The organism is Stutzerimonas tianxiuensis, assembly GCF_053470365.1.
This window is the reverse complement of sequence record NZ_JBPVWS010000008.1, coordinates 166,952-182,851: the sequence shown is the minus strand read 5'-3', so window position 1 is coordinate 182,851 and position 15,900 is coordinate 166,952. Positions and strand designations below refer to the sequence as shown.

The 15,900-nt window shown below is 63.5% G+C and carries 14 protein-coding genes; 1 reads left to right on the top strand and 13 read right to left on the bottom strand.

What is annotated here, in order from left to right; all coding sequences use genetic code 11:
• Window positions 1-27: 27 nt before the first annotated feature.
• From ACSSNI_RS12450 to ACSSNI_RS12440, 3 genes are all read right to left on the bottom strand, one after another.
• Window positions 28-1,008, bottom strand: a complete 981-nt coding sequence (locus ACSSNI_RS12450; protein ID WP_200637992.1) for a 2-oxoglutarate and iron-dependent oxygenase domain-containing protein — start codon at window positions 1,006-1,008, stop codon at window positions 28-30.
• A gap of 154 nt (window positions 1,009-1,162) precedes the next feature.
• Window positions 1,163-2,254, bottom strand: a complete 1,092-nt coding sequence (locus ACSSNI_RS12445) for a BMP family ABC transporter substrate-binding protein (RefSeq protein ID WP_148924873.1) — start codon at window positions 2,252-2,254, stop codon at window positions 1,163-1,165.
• A gap of 259 nt (window positions 2,255-2,513) precedes the next feature.
• Window positions 2,514-3,194 (bottom strand): SDR family oxidoreductase, encoded by a 681-nt coding sequence (locus ACSSNI_RS12440; protein WP_200637996.1) that lies wholly within the window; start codon window positions 3,192-3,194, stop codon window positions 2,514-2,516.
• A 200-nt stretch (window positions 3,195-3,394) separates the two neighbouring features.
• On the opposite strand from ACSSNI_RS12440, the gene ACSSNI_RS12435 reads away from it, so the two are divergent.
• Window positions 3,395-6,109 carry a cation-transporting P-type ATPase gene (locus tag ACSSNI_RS12435; protein WP_200637998.1) on the top strand — a complete coding sequence of 905 codons (2,715 nt, stop codon included), beginning with the start codon at window positions 3,395-3,397 and terminating at the stop codon, window positions 6,107-6,109.
• 81 nt (window positions 6,110-6,190) lie between these two features.
• On the opposite strand, the gene ACSSNI_RS12430 is transcribed toward ACSSNI_RS12435, so the two are convergent.
• From ACSSNI_RS12430 to ACSSNI_RS12385, 10 genes are all read right to left on the bottom strand, one after another.
• Complete coding sequence (locus ACSSNI_RS12430; protein ID WP_200638000.1) at window positions 6,191-7,117, bottom strand: ABC transporter permease; 927 nt, start codon at window positions 7,115-7,117, stop codon at window positions 6,191-6,193.
• Between the two features lie 55 nt (window positions 7,118-7,172).
• Window positions 7,173-8,279, bottom strand: a complete 1,107-nt coding sequence (locus ACSSNI_RS12425; protein WP_200638002.1) for an ABC transporter permease — start codon at window positions 8,277-8,279, stop codon at window positions 7,173-7,175.
• Window positions 8,280-8,289: 10 nt separating this feature from the next.
• Window positions 8,290-9,834 (bottom strand): ABC transporter ATP-binding protein, encoded by a 1,545-nt coding sequence (locus ACSSNI_RS12420; protein WP_200638005.1) that lies wholly within the window; start codon window positions 9,832-9,834, stop codon window positions 8,290-8,292.
• A 301-nt stretch (window positions 9,835-10,135) separates the two neighbouring features.
• Window positions 10,136-10,873: an SDR family oxidoreductase gene (locus tag ACSSNI_RS12415; protein ID WP_200638006.1), complete on the bottom strand. Its 738-nt coding sequence runs from the start codon at window positions 10,871-10,873 to the stop codon at window positions 10,136-10,138.
• Between the two features lie 124 nt (window positions 10,874-10,997).
• Complete coding sequence (locus ACSSNI_RS12410) at window positions 10,998-11,468, bottom strand: nucleoside deaminase (protein ID WP_102834625.1); 471 nt, start codon at window positions 11,466-11,468, stop codon at window positions 10,998-11,000.
• Between the two features lie 43 nt (window positions 11,469-11,511).
• Window positions 11,512-12,285, bottom strand: coding sequence for an ABC transporter permease (locus ACSSNI_RS12405; RefSeq protein ID WP_200638007.1), 774 nt, complete (start codon window positions 12,283-12,285; stop codon window positions 11,512-11,514).
• Window positions 12,275-13,075 (bottom strand): ABC transporter ATP-binding protein, encoded by an 801-nt coding sequence (locus ACSSNI_RS12400; RefSeq protein WP_148924878.1) that lies wholly within the window; start codon window positions 13,073-13,075, stop codon window positions 12,275-12,277. The genes ACSSNI_RS12405 and ACSSNI_RS12400 overlap by 11 nt, the downstream gene beginning before the upstream one ends.
• A 4-nt stretch (window positions 13,076-13,079) precedes the next feature.
• The gene (locus tag ACSSNI_RS12395; protein ID WP_102834622.1) at window positions 13,080-14,060 is read right to left on the bottom strand and encodes an ABC transporter substrate-binding protein; all 981 of its coding nucleotides are present in this window, start codon (window positions 14,058-14,060) and stop codon (window positions 13,080-13,082) included.
• Window positions 14,061-14,100: 40 nt separating this feature from the next.
• Window positions 14,101-14,862, bottom strand: a complete 762-nt coding sequence (locus ACSSNI_RS12390) for an alpha/beta fold hydrolase (protein ID WP_200638008.1) — start codon at window positions 14,860-14,862, stop codon at window positions 14,101-14,103.
• A complete protein-coding gene (locus ACSSNI_RS12385; RefSeq protein WP_200638009.1) occupies window positions 14,855-15,835 on the bottom strand; it encodes an isopenicillin N synthase family dioxygenase in 981 nt (326 codons plus the stop codon). The genes ACSSNI_RS12390 and ACSSNI_RS12385 overlap by 8 nt, the downstream gene beginning before the upstream one ends.
• Between the last annotated feature and the right edge of the window lie 65 nt (window positions 15,836-15,900).

Genomic DNA, 15,900 nt, shown 5'->3' with positions numbered 1-15,900 from the left:
TCTTTCCGCCTCGCGCGTGTGAGCAGCTCATGTCGCTGCGGCTGCGGCTGAGGCCTCGCGCCGATAGGCATAGGTCTCGGCGAAACGCGAAAGCATGTAGGCGCTGCAGGTCGTGGCCGGGTACTTGGGCGGATGGCCTTCGCTTTGGCAACCGGACAGGCAACTGATGATCGTGTCGGGATTCGGCTCGGCGAAGAACGGCATGGAGTAACGGTCGACGCCCAGTGGGCTGATCACCCGATGCGGTGTGGACTTGTACCGGTCATTGCTCCAGCGCGCCATCATGTCGCCGATATTGACCACGAAAGTCCCCTCGATAGGCGGCGCATCGAGCCATTCGCCGCGCACATTCTGCACCTGCAGGCCGCCAGCCTGGTCCTGATAGAGCAGGGTGATGCAGCCGTAATCGGTATGCGCGCCGGCCCCTTGTTGCTCGGGTGCCGTTGCGGTCTGGCGTGGGGGATAGTGGATCATGCGGAACACGCTGATCGGCTCGACGAAGCGCTCATCGAAAAAGCCCGACTCGACGCCGAGCGCATTAGCCACGGCGCGCAGGAGGGTGCAAGCCAGCGCATGCATGTCTCGATAATGCTGCTCGAACAGCGCTTCCCAGCCTTCCAGATCGGGATGGCGATTCGGCCCGCGCAGCGGCTTGCCTGCCAGGACGTCCGGATGATCGGCCGGCATGTGGAAACCCATGTCGAAGGTCTCTTTAAGATCGCTGGGCTTGCCGGGATCGAGTTGCTCGGTCGCAATCGCGCCGTAACCGCGGTGGTGTCTGCTTTTGGTGATGTCGATCTGCAGCTTTTGCTCGACCGGCAACGCAAAGAACTGTTCGGCCGCATCCTTCAGCTGGCCGATACGCTCAGCGCTGATCGGATGATTGCGGATATAGAAAAAGCCCCAGTCACGGCAGGCCGAGTCGATCTGTCGGGCGACCTCGTGCCAGCCGTCCTCGTCCGAGGCATAGAGCGGCGCGATGTCGATAATGGGGAGTGGTGTGCTCATGGGTGACTCCGGGAATGATCGCTGCGGTCTTCTCGTACCGGCAGCCGTGTAGGGCTCAGCCCTCTGCCAGCGGTTCTCCGTGAGGAGGGACGGCACGGCAAATTCCGGGGGCCGCGCCTCTGAGGGCGCGGCTGATGCTGTGGCTGATCGTGTTTTACTTCGGCAGCTCGGCGCTGATGCCGTTTACGTAGTAATCCATCGATGCCAGATCACCGTTGCTGGCGGTGGCGCCTTCGGCAATGCGCACGGTGCCGGACTGATCCTTGATCGGGCCGGTGAACGGGTGGAACGCCCCGCTGCGGATACTGGCGATGATCTGTTCCGCCTCGGTTTTCACTTCAGCCGGCACCAGGTCGCTGATCGGCAGGCTGATGGTTTCTTCAGCCAACCCGCCCCAGAAATCCTGCGGCTTCCAGCTACCGTCGATGACCGCTTTAGCCGACTTGCTGTAGTGCGGGCCCCAGTCGTTGACGATGGACGTCAGCACCGCCTTCGGACCGAAGTGGGCCATGTCCGATGCGTAGCCGACCGAATAGACGCCTCGGCGCTCGGCCGCCTGGATCGGCGCCGGGCTGTCGGTGTGCTGGAAGACCACGTCCACGCCCTGGTCGATCAGCGCGTTGGCGGCATCGGCTTCCTTGCCCGGATCGAACCAGGAGTTCACCCACACCACCTTGATTTCGGTGCCGGGGTTGTACTTGTCCAGCGCCAGTTGAATGGCGTTGATGTCGCGGATGACTTCAGGAATCGGGAACGAGGCGATGTAGCCGATCTTCTTGCTCTTGGTCATCTTTGCCGCGAGGAAGCCGCCGACGTAACGGCCTTCATAAGAGCGCGACAGGTAAGTACCGAGGTTCTTGGCCTGCTTATAGCCGGTGGCGTGTTCGAAGGTCACCTTGGGGAATTGCTTGGCGACCTTGAGCGTCGGGTTCATGTAGCCGAAGGACGTGGTGAAGATCAGGTCATAGCCACCCTTGGCCATGTTGCGGATCACCCGCTCGGCGTCGGCGCCCTCGGCCACGTTTTCCACGAAGGTGGTCTCGACCTGCTCGCCAAGCTCCTTTTCCAGATGCTGGCGGCCCATCTCGTGCTGATAGGTCCAGCCATGGTCGCCGATCGGGCCGACGTACACGAAACCGACCTTCAGCGGATCGGCCGCGATTGCTGCCCCGGCGGTCAATGCAGTGGTAAAGCCGATGGCGGCGGCAAGGCCGCGCAGCAAGGTGCTCCGTGATTTCTTATGCATAGGGATGACGCTCCTGTGTGTGCTGACGAGAGCCGTAGCGGCTGCCACTCCAATTGCAAAAAGCTGACCAGATGGACAGATCGGCGAAACGGCGGGCGCTAGGGGATCAAGTGCGGCAGACGGCGGGTACGGCAGGAGCGCAAGTGGTGCGTGAATGGAATGCGGTGCCCCAGGTCAGTGCGCCCAGGGCAGGGCTCAAGCGACGCCGAGCCCGCGGCCAGGCGTGCCGGTGCAGAGGGCAGCGTCGCGTCTGCTGGCCTTACCAGGGCAGTGGAGTTCCCTGATAGTCCAGATACCGATGGCCGCCACTGCCTAGCGCCTTGGTGACTTGCTCGACCATGCCGCGCGCACTGGTCTCGACGTCCAGCGGCGCCTGCTCACCGCCCATGTCGGTCTTTACCCAACCGGGGTGCATCGACAGCACGGTCAACCCGGTCTCGCCCAACTCCGCCACGAACGTGCGAGTCATGTGATTGAGCGCGGCCTTGCTTGCACCGTAGAGCGACATGCCCATGCCTGGACCGGTCTCGACGCTGCCGAGGATCGAGCTCATGAAAACCACAACGCCTTGTTTGTCATCCACCCGTGGCAGCAGATGCTCGGCCAGGCGCAGCGGGGCGACGGCATTGGTGAAAAACAGCTGACCGACTTCCGCTTCGCTCGCCTGGGTGGCCGGCTTGTTCTGCGGGCCGGCGACGCCAGCGTTGACGAACAGCACATCCAGCCGTGCACCCTCCAACCGCTCGACCAACACTTCGATGCTGGTCGCATCGGTCATCTCCAGGGTTTCAACACTCACCTGCGGAATCTGGCTGAGCGCGTCGGCCTGTTGCGAATTGCGAACCGTGGCAATTACCTGCCAGCCTTCGCTGGAAAATTGTTTGGCCAGTCCGAGGCCCAGACCGCGGGATGCGCCAACGATAAGCACGGTTTTCTGCATGAGAGCTCCTAAAGTAGGGGGTAGGGCAAGAAAGCATAGCGTGGCGCGGTTGCGCCGAGGGGCGCTGCTGCGACATTTGACCGCTGCCTCTGTGTTGCAACGCATGTCCCTGCGATAGCTATGGTCATCCTTATTCGGCTCTCATGAAGCACCTGCGTTGCTGCATTCGGCACCAGCGAATCAAGACAAAGGGGGATCCCATGCCCGAACAGCAAACCCGAGCCAACTGCTGGCACGCCTGTCAGGCTGATGAGGCGTTGCGTGAGCTTGAAGCATCGCCCGCAGGGCTGACTCACGATCAGGTGAAGGAGCGGCTCGCCAGCTACGGGCCGAACCGTCTCGATGAAGCCAAGCCCGCGAGCGTCTTACAACGGTTGCTGCGCCATCTGAACAACGTGCTGCTCTATGTATTGATTGCCGCCGCGCTGGTCACCGGGTTGATGGGGCACTGGGTCGATACCTTCGTGATCCTGGTGGTGGTGGTGCTCAACGTCGCCATCGGTTTCGTGCAGGAGGGCAAGGCGGAAAAAGCCATTCAGGCAATCCGTCACCTGCTGGCGCCACATGCGGTGGTGCTGCGCGATGGTCGTCAACAGGACATCGATGCCGCAGATCTAGTACCCGGCGATGTGGTCCTGCTGGCCTCAGGCGACAGCCTGCCGGCGGACGTGCGACTGCTGCAGGCGCGCAACCTGCGCATCGACGAGGCAGCGCTCACCGGTGAGTCCGTTCCGGTGGACAAACAGGTCGAGGCGGTGGCCGATGACGCGCCCATTGGTGATCGTCTCTGCATGGGTTACGCCGGTACGCTGGTGACACAGGGGCAGGCCCGCGCCGTTGTCGTCGCCACGGGCGCGGCCACGGAAATCGGTCGCATCGGTCGCATGCTGGAATCGGTCGAGCAGGGCACCACGCCGCTGCTGCGCAAGATGGAGGAATTCGGCCGCATTCTGACGATGGTGATTCTCGCGACCAGCGCGCTGCTGTTCCTGTTCGGGACGCTGGTACGCGGCATGGGCGCCGGTGAAATGTTCATTGCAGCGGTGGGGCTCGCAGTGGCGGCAATCCCGGAAGGGCTGCCGGCGATCATGACCATCACCCTTGCCATCGGCGTGCAGCGGATGGCGACCCGCAATGCGGTGATTCGGCGACTGCCCGCAGTGGAAACGCTGGGTTCGGTGACGGTGATCTGCTCCGACAAGACCGGCACCCTCACTCGTAACGAGATGACGGTGCAGGAGGTGATCTGCGCCGGCCAGTCGCTGAAAGTCGAAGGTGCCGGCTACGCGCCTGAAGGTGCGCTCCTGCTCGACGGCGCGGCAGTCGAACCGGCCGCGTTGCTGGCGCGTTCTCCGGCGGTCAGCGCACTGATGCAAGCAGCTGCTTTGTGCAACGACGCCAGCCTGCACGAGAAGGACCAGCTGTGGACCCTGGCCGGTGATCCCACCGAGGGTGCCTTGCTGACCCTGGCGATGAAAGCAGGGCTGTCGCCGACCAATCTGCATGTCGATCGGCCGCGACTGGATGTGATCCCCTTCGAGTCCGAGCACCGTTTCATGGCGACGCTGCACGCGACTGATGGCGGCAGCGAGGTGTTGGTCAAGGGCGCGCCGGAGCGCATTTTGGCCATGTGCGCCAACCAGATGATGGCCGATGGCGAGGAGCGGCCGCTGGAACTGGACCTGTGGCATGCGAAGGTCGAGGCGCAGGCGCAAGCCGGTCGCCGGGTCCTGGCGCTCGCTCGGCGCCAACTGCCCGCCGGAAAGGACATGCTTGAACACGCTGATGTCGCCAACGCGCTGACCCTGCTGGGGCTGGTCGCCATCATCGATCCACCGCGCGAGGAGGCGATACGCGCAGTTGCGCAGTGCCGCGCTGCCGGCATCCGGGTGGTGATGATCACCGGCGACCACGGCGTGACGGCCAGCGCCATTGCCAGACAGCTCGGCATGGGTGATGACATCAAGGCGATTACCGGACCTGAATTGGAGCATATGGACGAAGCGGCCATGCGGCAGGCTGTGGCCGAAGCCCGCGTGTTCGCCCGCGCCAGCCCGGAACACAAGCTGCGGCTGGTGCGTGCACTGCAGGCCAACGGCGAAGTGGTCGCGATGACCGGCGATGGCGTCAACGATGCGCCGGCGCTGAAGCAAGCCGATGTCGGTGTGGCGATGGGGATGAAGGGCACCGAGGCGGCCAAGCAGGCCGGTGCCATCGTGCTGGCGGACGACAACTTCGCTTCGATTGCGCATGCCGTGGAAGAAGGCCGTACCGTTTACGACAATCTGCGCAAGACCGTGACCTTCCTGCTGCCGATCAATGGCGGCGAGTCGCTTTCATTGTTGCTGGCTGTGCTGCTCGGCATCGCCCTGCCGATCACGCCTGTGCAGGTGTTGTGGGTCAACATGGTCAGCTCGGTGGCACTGGCGATGGTGCTGGCCTTTGAGCCGACAGAGGCGGATGTGATGCAGCGTCCGCCGCGACGGCCGGACGAACCGATGCTGTCGCGATTCGTCATCTGGCGAATCTTCTTCGTTTCCGCGCTGTTCCTGGCCGGCATCTTCGGCATGTACCAGTGGATGCTCTCGCAGGGCGCGACGGTCGAGGCGGCGCGCACTGTGGCGGTCAACACGCTGGTCTGCATGGAAGTGTTCTATCTGTTCAGCGTGCGCTACCTGAAGGCGCCATCCTTCACCGTGCAGGGCGTAAAGGGCACGCCGCGGGTGCTGGTCGCGGTGTTTGGCGTATTCGCCTTGCAGCTGCTGTTCACCTACGCGCCGTTCATGCAGTCGCTGTTCGCCTCCGAGGCGTTATCGCTGTCCACGGGGATGGTGGTGGTACTGGCCGGGGTGGCGGTACTGGTCATCCTGGAAATCGAAAAGGCCTTGCTGCGGCGTCTGGGCCTCGGTCTGTAGGGGCAGCAGTGGTGCAGGGGCTGGTGCCACGTATTAGCAACAGATGGAGAGCGGGCCCGTAGGTCCCGCTCTCCACGCGGGTCAATGACCGGCTTTCCACGGTTGCCCCAGCGACACCGGCGCGTAGAGGCGGGTGCGGATGGCGTCACGCGACAGCAGCACCAGTACGATGATGGTCGCCACGTAGGGCAGCATTGCCAGCAGGTTGCCGGGGATCGACAAACCGATCCCCTGCGCGACCAGATGCAGGATGCTGGCAAGGCCGAACAGATAGGCGCCGAGCAGCACGCGTCCCACCCGCCAGCTGGCAAAGACCACCAGCGCCAGGGCGATCCAGCCACGGCCTGCGGTCATGTTTTCCGCCCACATCGGCGTGTAGGCGAGCGACAGGTAACCTCCCGCCAGCCCTGCCATGGCACCGCCGAACAGCACGGCCAGCGCACGCACCCGCAGCACCGGCAGGCCCATCGCACTGGCGGCATCGGGATTCTCGCCAACCGCCTGGATGATCAGCCCGACACGGCTTTTCAGCAGCACCCAGGCGACCAATGTGAACAGCGCGAATGACAGATAGACCAGCAAGTCCTGAGCGAACAGCATGCGCCCGATCAGCGGGATATCGCTGAGCAGTGGGATCGCGATCGGCTCGAAACCGGCCAGTGGTTTGCCGACCCAGCCCGCGCCAATGAATGAGGACAGACCGACGCCAAAGATGGTCAGCGCCAGTCCGGTGGCTACCTGATTGGCATTGAAGCCCAGCGCCACCAACGCGAACAGCTGCGACAACAGCATGCCGCCAAGGCAGGCAAACACCACGCCTAGCCAGAGATTGCCGGTAGCGAAAGCGGCGATGAATCCGGCCACTGCGCCGAACAGCATCATGCCTTCCTGACCGAGATTGAGAACGCCGGACTTTTCACAGACCAGCTCGCCGAGCGCCACCAGCAGCAGCGGCGTGCCAGTCCTGATCATGGCGTAGAAGATGTTGGTGAGTAGATCGATATCCATCAAATCAAGCCTCGAGCTGCAAGCGGCAAACCATCGGAAAAGTGGGGCAAGGAGATCATGCGGCGGGCTCCGGTTCGAGCGCTGCTGGCTGCACCTTGCGGCTCCAGCCCTTCAGGCGCGGGCGATAGAGAATCAGCACATCGCATGCCAGCAGAAAGAACAGCACCATGCCCTGAAACAGCTGAGTGATCGATTGCGGCAGGTTGGCCGCCATCTGGGCATTCTCGCCACCGAGATAAAGCAGCGCCATCAGCAGGCTGGCAAAGACAATCCCGATGGGATTGAGTCGACCGAGAAAGGCCACGGTTATCGCGGCGTAGCCGTAGCCAGGCGACACCTGCGGCACCAGCTGGCCTATGGGGCCGACGACTTCCGATACACCCGCCAGGCCGGCCAGGCCGCCACTGATCAGCAGCGCGATCCAGATCAGCCGCTTCTCGCGAAAGCCGACAAAGCCGGCAGCACGCTTGTCGAGCCCGAGCACCTTGATCTGAAACCCGAGAAAGCTCTTCTGCAGCAGCACCCACACCACCACCAGCGCCAGCAATGCGAAATAGAAGCCACCGTGCACGCGCAGATCCTCGAACAGCTGCGGCAGTCGCGTGGCGTCGCCGAACATCGCCGATTCGGGAAAGTTGAAACCCTCCGGATCTTTAAGCGGGCCGTGCACGGCGAACAGCAACAGGTTCAGCGCGATGTAGTTGAGCATGATGCTGGTCAGGATCTCGTTGGCGTTGAACTGCGTGCGCAGCCAGGCACAGAGTCCCGCCCAGGCGGCACCGCCGAGGGTGCCCACGAGCAGGCTGAGCACCAGCGCCCAGCGCGAATCCCACTCGATGACATGCACCGCCACCGCGCTGCCTGCCAGTGCGCCAATCAGCAGCTGGCCTTCCGCGCCGATGTTCCAGATCCGCGCGTTGTAGACCACGGCCAAGCCCAAGGCACAGAGCAGGATCGGCAGTGCCTTGACCAGCAGTTCGGAGACGCCGTAGAGGTCGCTGACCGGGTCGATCAGCAGCACACGCAGGGTTTCCAGCGGCGGGTGACCGAGTGATGCAAACAACAGGGCACCGCTAGACAAGGTCAACAGCGCCGCCAGCACGGGCGAGAGCCAGAGCATCGGGCGCGATTCGTACCCGCGGGGTTCAAGGGATAACAACATGATGGAATTCTCAGGCGGCTGTGGTCGTGGGGTGATCGAACTGTCCCGCCATCCAGCGGCCGACGTCCGTGGCGCTGGTAGCAGCGGTGGGCTGCAGCGGCGACAAGCGGCCATGGCTCAGCGCGCCGATGCGGTCGCTGATCTGGAACAGCTCTTCGAGGTCTTCAGAAATCACCAGAATGGCGGCGCCGGCGTCGCGCAGCTCGATCAGCGCACGGTGAATCGCTGCGGCCGCGCCGACATCCACGCCCCAGGTCGGGTGCGCGGCGATCAGCAGTTTCGGTTGCTGGAGGATTTCGCGGCCGAGGATGAATTTCTGCAGGTTGCCGCCGGAGAGGCTGCGCGCCGGGGTATGGGTGCCGGGGGTCTTTACCGCGAAGGTCTCGATGATGCGCCGCGCGAATGCCTCGACTCGGCTATGCCGAATCAGTCCGTGGTTGACCATTCCCTCCTGTTGAAACGCGGTCAGCAGCCCGTTGTCAGCTAGGCTCATCGCCGGCACCGCACCATGACCGAGGCGCTCGGCCGGGACAAAGGTCATCCCCAGGCGACGCCGAGCATCCGGCGCCAGGTGCGCCACGGGAGCGTCGAGAAAGCGGATGCGTGCGCTTTGGTCCCGCGCCAGGCGCTGTTCACCGCTGAGCAGTGCGAGCAGCTCGTCCTGGCCATTGCCGGCGACACCGGCGATACCGACGATTTCCCCGGCGCGGACTTCGAGCATCACCTGTTCAAGTGACACGCCGAACGGATCGGCGTTGTGCCAGGACAGCGACTCGACCTGCAAAAAAGGCGTGCCGCCTACGGCTTTCGGATACTCCGCTTCAAGCCCCTCGGCATCGCCGACCATCAGCCTTGCAAGGTCCAGATCGCTGCATTCGGCAGGTATGCAATCGCCGGAGACACGCCCGCCGCGCAGCACTGTTGCGGCCTCGCATAGCGCTCGCACCTCGTTCAGCTTGTGGCTGATGAACAGGACGCTACAGCCTTCCCCCGCCAGCCGGCGCAACACGGCAAACAAGTCGTCGGCCTCCTGTGGAGTGAGTACAGAGGTCGGTTCGTCGAGAATCAGCAGTTTGATGTCCTGCATCAGGCAGCGAACGATTTCCACCCGCTGACGCTCACCGATGGAGAGGCTATGAACCAGGCGATTCGGCTCCAGTGGCATGCCATAACGCTGGGACACTTCACGGATCTTCGATTCCAGCTGTTTGGGCGTTCCGGCGGCTGCACCGAGGGCCAGCGCCACGTTCTCGGCGACGCTCAGGGTTTCGAACAGCGAGAAGTGCTGGAACACCATCCCGATGCCGCGCTCACGCGCCTGCGCGGGGTCGCGCATGACGACCGGTTGGCCTTCCCAGCGGATCTCCCCGGCGTCGGGTTGCGTGACGCCGTAGATGATCTTCATCAGCGTGCTTTTGCCAGCACCGTTCTCGCCGAGCAGTGCGTGTATTTCGCCGGCATTGATGATGAGATCGATGCGGTCATTGGCCAGACAGCCTGGATATTGCTTGGTGATGCCGTTCAGCTGCAGGCGGGGTTGGGATGTATCGGGCATGGGAACGTCCGCTGGAAGTCATGACCGAGTGAATAGCAAAAAGCTGGCCAGGCAGTCAGGATTCCGCAGCGAAGCCAACAACAAGGCGGCTGGCTGTCGGCTCACGATAACAGCGAGCCTTATCAGTGCTTCGAATTGGTGCCAGGAAGGGCATTGCCGCCCCTGGGTGCACCGGGGTGGGGCGGGCGAAGAAGGCGCTTTTGATGATCCAGGCTCAGACCGGCTCGCATCGGGCAACATCGAGTCCGTGAGCCGAGCAGCCCAATGCGGGCTGCCGGTAAGCAGAACCATAATGGTGTCGCTAGTAGGGGCTAGCAGTCGGGCGGACCACCAGTTCGCTCACATCCACATCGGCTGGCTGCTCGACGGCATAAGCGATGGCGCGCGCGATGGCTTCGGCTGGAATGGCAATGCGACGGAAATCGTTCATGGCCGCCCGTGCGCCCTCATCAGAGATGCTCTCGGCCAGTTCCGATTCGGTGACACCGGGTGAGACCAGGGTGACGCGAATGTCGCCGCCGACCTCTTGACGCAGCCCTTCGGTGATGGCGCGAACCGCGTACTTGGTCGCGCAGTAGACCGCTGCAGTGGGGCTGACTGCGTAGGCGCCGATGGAGGCGATGTTGATGAACTGGCCTGAGCGCTGACGCTGCATCAGCGGTAGCGCGGCGGCGATGCCGTGCAGCACGCCGCGGATGTTCACGTCGATCATCCGGTCCCACTCATCGACTTTCAGGGCATCGAGGCGTGATAGCGGCATCACCCCGGCATTGTTGATGATCACGTCGACCCGGCCAAAGCGCTGTTCGGCAAAATCGACGAAGACCTGGGTGTCCTCGCGGCTGGTGACATCCAATGCGCGAAAGGCTGCGCTGCCACCGGCTTTGGTGATGCTGGCGGCAAGCTGTTCCAACCGCTCTACGCGGCGGGCGCCGAGTACAACCGTAGCGCCGCGAGCGGCCAGCAGGCGCGCCGTGGCTTCGCCAATGCCACTGCTGGCGCCGGTAATGAGTACGACTTTTCCGTTGATGTTCGACATGCGCAGATCCTCGCTCGGTCATTCGGCAGCGCGGATGCGCCGTTAGATGAATGCTAAGCAGCGGACGGTACGCGGCGTTATGTCGATCCTGCCGAGGGCTTGCCTGATTCTGGCTGAGTGAGCCTTACCAGATGCCGTCGTGCAGGGCGGCCGCTTCATCTTCAAGCAACGGCCCGACGACCTCGACCTTTCGCTGGCCCGCTTCGAAGACCACGCGACAGGGCAGGTCCAACGTCGGGTTTTCCGGATGGTTGCCGGTGATGGTCTTCAGGCTGCGCTCGGAAAGGCCATACACCACCCGCCCCAGACCCACCCAGTACGCGGCGCCCGCGCACATCGCGCAGGGTTCGGCCGAGGTGTACATGGTGCAGCGCGAGAGGAATTCCGGCGTATAGCGGGTCGAGGCGCGGGTCATCAGTACACGTTCGGCGTGGCCGGTCATGTCATGGTCCGGCATGTATGCGTTGCCCTGTTCGAGCAGGGTCTCGCCATCCGGGCCGACCAGAATGGCGCCGAAGGGGTGCGTACCCTCGGCCAGCGCGCGGCGCGCCACGTCGAAGCTTTTACGCAGCAAGGCAGTGTCGTCTAGGGGCATGGTGAGATGTCCATTGAGAGATTAGATCTGCTGGCAGGCAGGCTCAGCTTTCGCCTTTCGGCAGGCTCCAGGTGAAGAACAGGCGTTGCGCGAGGCCGACCAGCTGGAACAGCACCAGGCTGATGATGACCAGCATCATCAAGGCCGCGAAGGCTTGTGGGACCTGGAACATCGAGGTCGAGAAATTGATGAAGTAGCCCAGGCCCTTGTCCGCCGCGACGAACTCGGCAACCACCGCACCGATCACCGCCAGCGTGATGGAGATGCGCAGCGCCGAGAACAGGTGAGGAATCGCGTAGGGCAGGCGGATGTTGCGAAACTCGCGGGTTCGCGAGGCGCCCAGCGATCGCGACAATTCGATCAGCTCAGGTGGCGTCGCCAGCAGGCCGGTTACCGTCGACACCACGATGGGGAAAAAGGCGATCAGAAAGGTGATGAACACGCGCGGCAGGTCACCGGCACCCATCACCACCACGATGATCGGGGCGACCGCGACGATGGGCGTCGACTGCACGATGACCAGCAGCGGATAGAGCGTGCGTGACAGCAGCCTGGACGATGCCAGCGCGATAGCCAACGGAATCCCGATCAGAATCGAAAGCCCGTAGCCGAGCAGGGTTACCCGCAGCGTGGCGAAGATGTGCTCGGCCCAGATCGTCGGGTCGAGCTTCCAGGTGGCGGCAACGATGGCGATCGGGGAAGGCAAAACGAATGCCGGCAGGCTCAACAGGCGGCAGGCTGCTTCCCAGAGCAACAGCAGACCGAGCAGTGCCAGCCCAGGGGCGAAACGCTCGCCCAGTGCGCTTTTAGAGACCATGACGACTGAATACCTTGCGACGGATATGGTTGGCGAGCTCGTTGAAACGGGGCTCCGTGAGAGTGTCCAGCGACCGCGGTCGAGGTATATCGACATCGATGATCTCGGTCACCCGGCCCGGGCGTGCTGACATCACCAGGATGCGGTCGGCCAGCAGCAGCGCTTCGGGAATCGAGTGGGTGATGAACAGCACGGTCTTCGGCCGCTGGGTCCAGATGTTCAGCAGCTCCAGGCTAAGTTCGTCGCGCGTCAGGGCGTCCAGCGCCGAGAAGGGCTCGTCCATCAGCAGGATCTCCGGGTCGTGCAACAGCGCGCGGGCGATGCCTGCGCGCTGTTGCATGCCGCCAGACAGCTCATCCGGACGCTTGCCGCCGAACTCCTGAAGGCCCACCAGCTGGAGCAGCTCTTCACCACGCTCGCGCTCCTGTTGGGTGACCCGCCCGTACTTGTGCTTCATCGGAAAGGTTAGGTTGTCGCGGATCGTCAGCCAGGGCAGCAGCGTTGGTTTCTGGAAAACGATGCCCACCTCATCACGCGGACCGTCCAGCTTCTTGCCGTAAATGCTGACATGACCACTGGTGGGCTGAATCAGACCGGCAAGAATCCGCAGCAACGTCGACTTGCCGCAGCCTGACGGGCCGATTACGGCGATGAACTCGTGGCGATCGATGGCGAAGCTGGTGTCGTCGAGGGCCACCACTTCGCTGCCATCCGAGGAGGTAAACACCTGCCGGACCTGCTCGAAGGTGATGCTCGGCCGTACGGCCGAGCGGGTTTCGGTCTGATTCATGCGGTTACTCGACAAAACCGTTGGCAATGACCTGTTTCGGGTCGAGGCTGTCGCTTGGCAGATTCTGCGCGCGGGCGACCCATTGCCATGTGGTTTCCAGGCGCTCGGCGTCGAATTGGGCGGTTCCTTCGGCTTCGCTGACCTCGTTCTGCATCAGTGGGACTGACGCCGTGAACTGCTCGACCGCCTGCTGCTCATCGACTTCTGGAACGATTTTCTTCAGTGCAGCCGCGGCTGCGGCGGGATCGGCAATAGCCATGTCCTGGGCTTGGCGGTAGGCCTTGATGAATTTCTTCGCAACCTCGGGGTTGTCCTTCAGGAAGCGTTCAGAGGCGATCAGTGACAGACCATAGCCGTCGAAGCCGTAGTCCGACCACGGGATGACCTTGAGTTGCTTGCCGGCTTCCTGCATGGAGCGGGCGAAGCCGGGTGCCACGGTGACCCAATTGATGGTCGCATCGACCTTGCCGGTGGCCAGCATGGGCGCCAGCGCGCCCGGGTCGAGCTTGAGCAGCTTCACTCCGTCGCGGTCGATGCCGTTGGCTTCGAGCACCAGCGGGAACACCACATTGGAGGCGGAGAAGGTCGGGGTCGCGACCGTCTTGCCGGCGATGTCCTTGAACGCTTCGATGCCAGAACCTTCTGCGGTAAAGAAGGCGTCTGGCTGCTTGTTGTAGATCGGTGCCACGGCGACCACCGGCACAGGTCCCTGTGCCCGCGCCTGCAGGACCGAGGCCAGGCCGGCGCTGCCAAAGTCGGCGCTGGCAGTGGCCAGTTTGGTCACCACGTCGCTGCCGCCGCGAGCGCTGGCGATCTCCACCTCGATGCCCTGGTCGGCAAACAAGCCTTTGTCGACGCCGAGATAGATCACTGCCTTGTCGCCGGCGGGCAGCCAGTCATTCAGCCAGCGCACGGTATCGGCCGCCAGCGCAGCTTGGGAGAAAAGGACCAGCAATGAACTGGCGATCAGGGTTTTCTTGAACATGGGGCGTCGCTCCTTGATTGGCGTCACGAGAGGGTGTCGATCAGAAAACGGGGTCGGGATGGTGTGAGAAAAATGGCAGCAAGCTGGCGAGCAACCTGTCCGGGGCGGCCAGTTGCGGCGCGTGCCCACAGTCGAGCGTGACCCGTTCGGCGCCCGGCACCAGCTCCTGCATCCAGCGTTGAACGGCCGGCACCACCGAGCGGTCCGTGCTGCATTCGATGTACAGGCGTGGCAGGCGGCCAAAGCGCTCGGCGGTCCAGCGCGCTACGACTGCACGTCCGCTGTCGGGCTGGACCCCCAACCGCTGCGCGGCGGCCAGCGCTTGCGGCAATGGCACATCATGGAAAAACAGTGCGCAGGCGATTTCGGCGGGCACCCGAGTGCCGAGTCCATCCGCGCTGCGCTGTAGAAAAGGGCCTACGCCGGACACTTCCGGCGCGGTACTGACCAATTCCGCACAGGCTTCTGCGAACGACAAGCCGCTGGGCAACATCATGCCGGCGACATAGGACACGCCCGCGATACGCTCGGCGCGCTTTTCGGCCACAGCCGTCGCAGTCATTCCGCCGCCGGAATGCGCCACCATCTGTATGGGGCCTTCCAGTTGGTCTATCAGCGTACAGACGTGCGCCGCGTAGCTCTCGAGACTCACCGCTGTTGCTGGCGTCTCATCGCTGCCGTTACCGGGCAGGTCCACAGCGTGGGGCGTGAAGCCGGCAGACCGCAGCCCGTCGAGCAAACCGTCCCAGACCCAGCTGCCGGCCCAGGCGCCGTGAATCAGTACGACATGGCGTTCAGGCATACGTCCTCCGATACATCTCGCGGTAGTGTTCTTCGACCGTGACGCTTGGGTAGCGCGGCGCTTCGTCGGGCGCGAGACAGGTCGGGATGCAGCTGACGAGATGATCGGGGTTGCCGCCGTAGAAGAACGGCACGCTGTAACGTTCGCGACCGGACAGATTGACCACGCGGTGCAGGGTCGAGCGGTAACGGTCGTTGGTCCAGCGGGCGATCATGTCGCCGAGGTTGACTACATAGGTGCCCTTTAGAGGCGGAGCGTCCATCCAGTCCTGAGTGCGGTGATTCCAGACTTGCAGGCCGGGGTTGTCGTCCTGCAGCAACAGCGTCAAGCCGCCGAAGTCGGTGTGCGCACCGCAACCCTTCTCGCCCGGCGCAGCGTTTGCGGGTTGCGGCGGGTAGTGCAGCAGCCGCAGAGTGGCCATGGCGTCTTCACAGAAGCCGGCGAAGTACGCCTCCGGCAGCTCAAGCGATAGCGCCAGTCCCGCCATCAGCTGCTCGGCGAGATCGGTCATGGCTGCGTGATAACGCGCCATGGCAGTGCGGAAATTGGGCAGGGTCACCGGCCACTGGTTCGGCCCGTGATTGAAGCGTCCGGCTTGTACGCGCGGGTCTTCTGCCGGAAGGTCGCGGCCAAGATAGAAGCCTTCCTTCAAGTCAGCCGGCGCGCCTGGCTCCAGCCGCTGACCGCGCAGCGCTTCGTATCCACGGTTGGCAGGGGAGGCGGCTTTGTCGAGCGCTCGTTTGGCTTCGTCAGGCAGGTCGAACAGCTGTCGCGCCTGTTCGAACACGACCGCTTGCAGCGCCGCATCGATGCCATGGTGGTGGATGTAGAAAAAGCCCCAGTCACGGCACGCCTTTCCAATTTCCTCGGCGACGGCGATGCGTGCCTGTGGATCCTTGCCGAGCAGGCCGGTCAGGTCGATCAACGGCAGATGGCAGGCGGGGGCGTGGCCTGGAAGGAGGGGATAAGACATGTAAACAGTCCTGCGTACGGGAGGGCGGTGACCCTTTGCGCTGCAGTATCCGGCGCGTCAGCTGT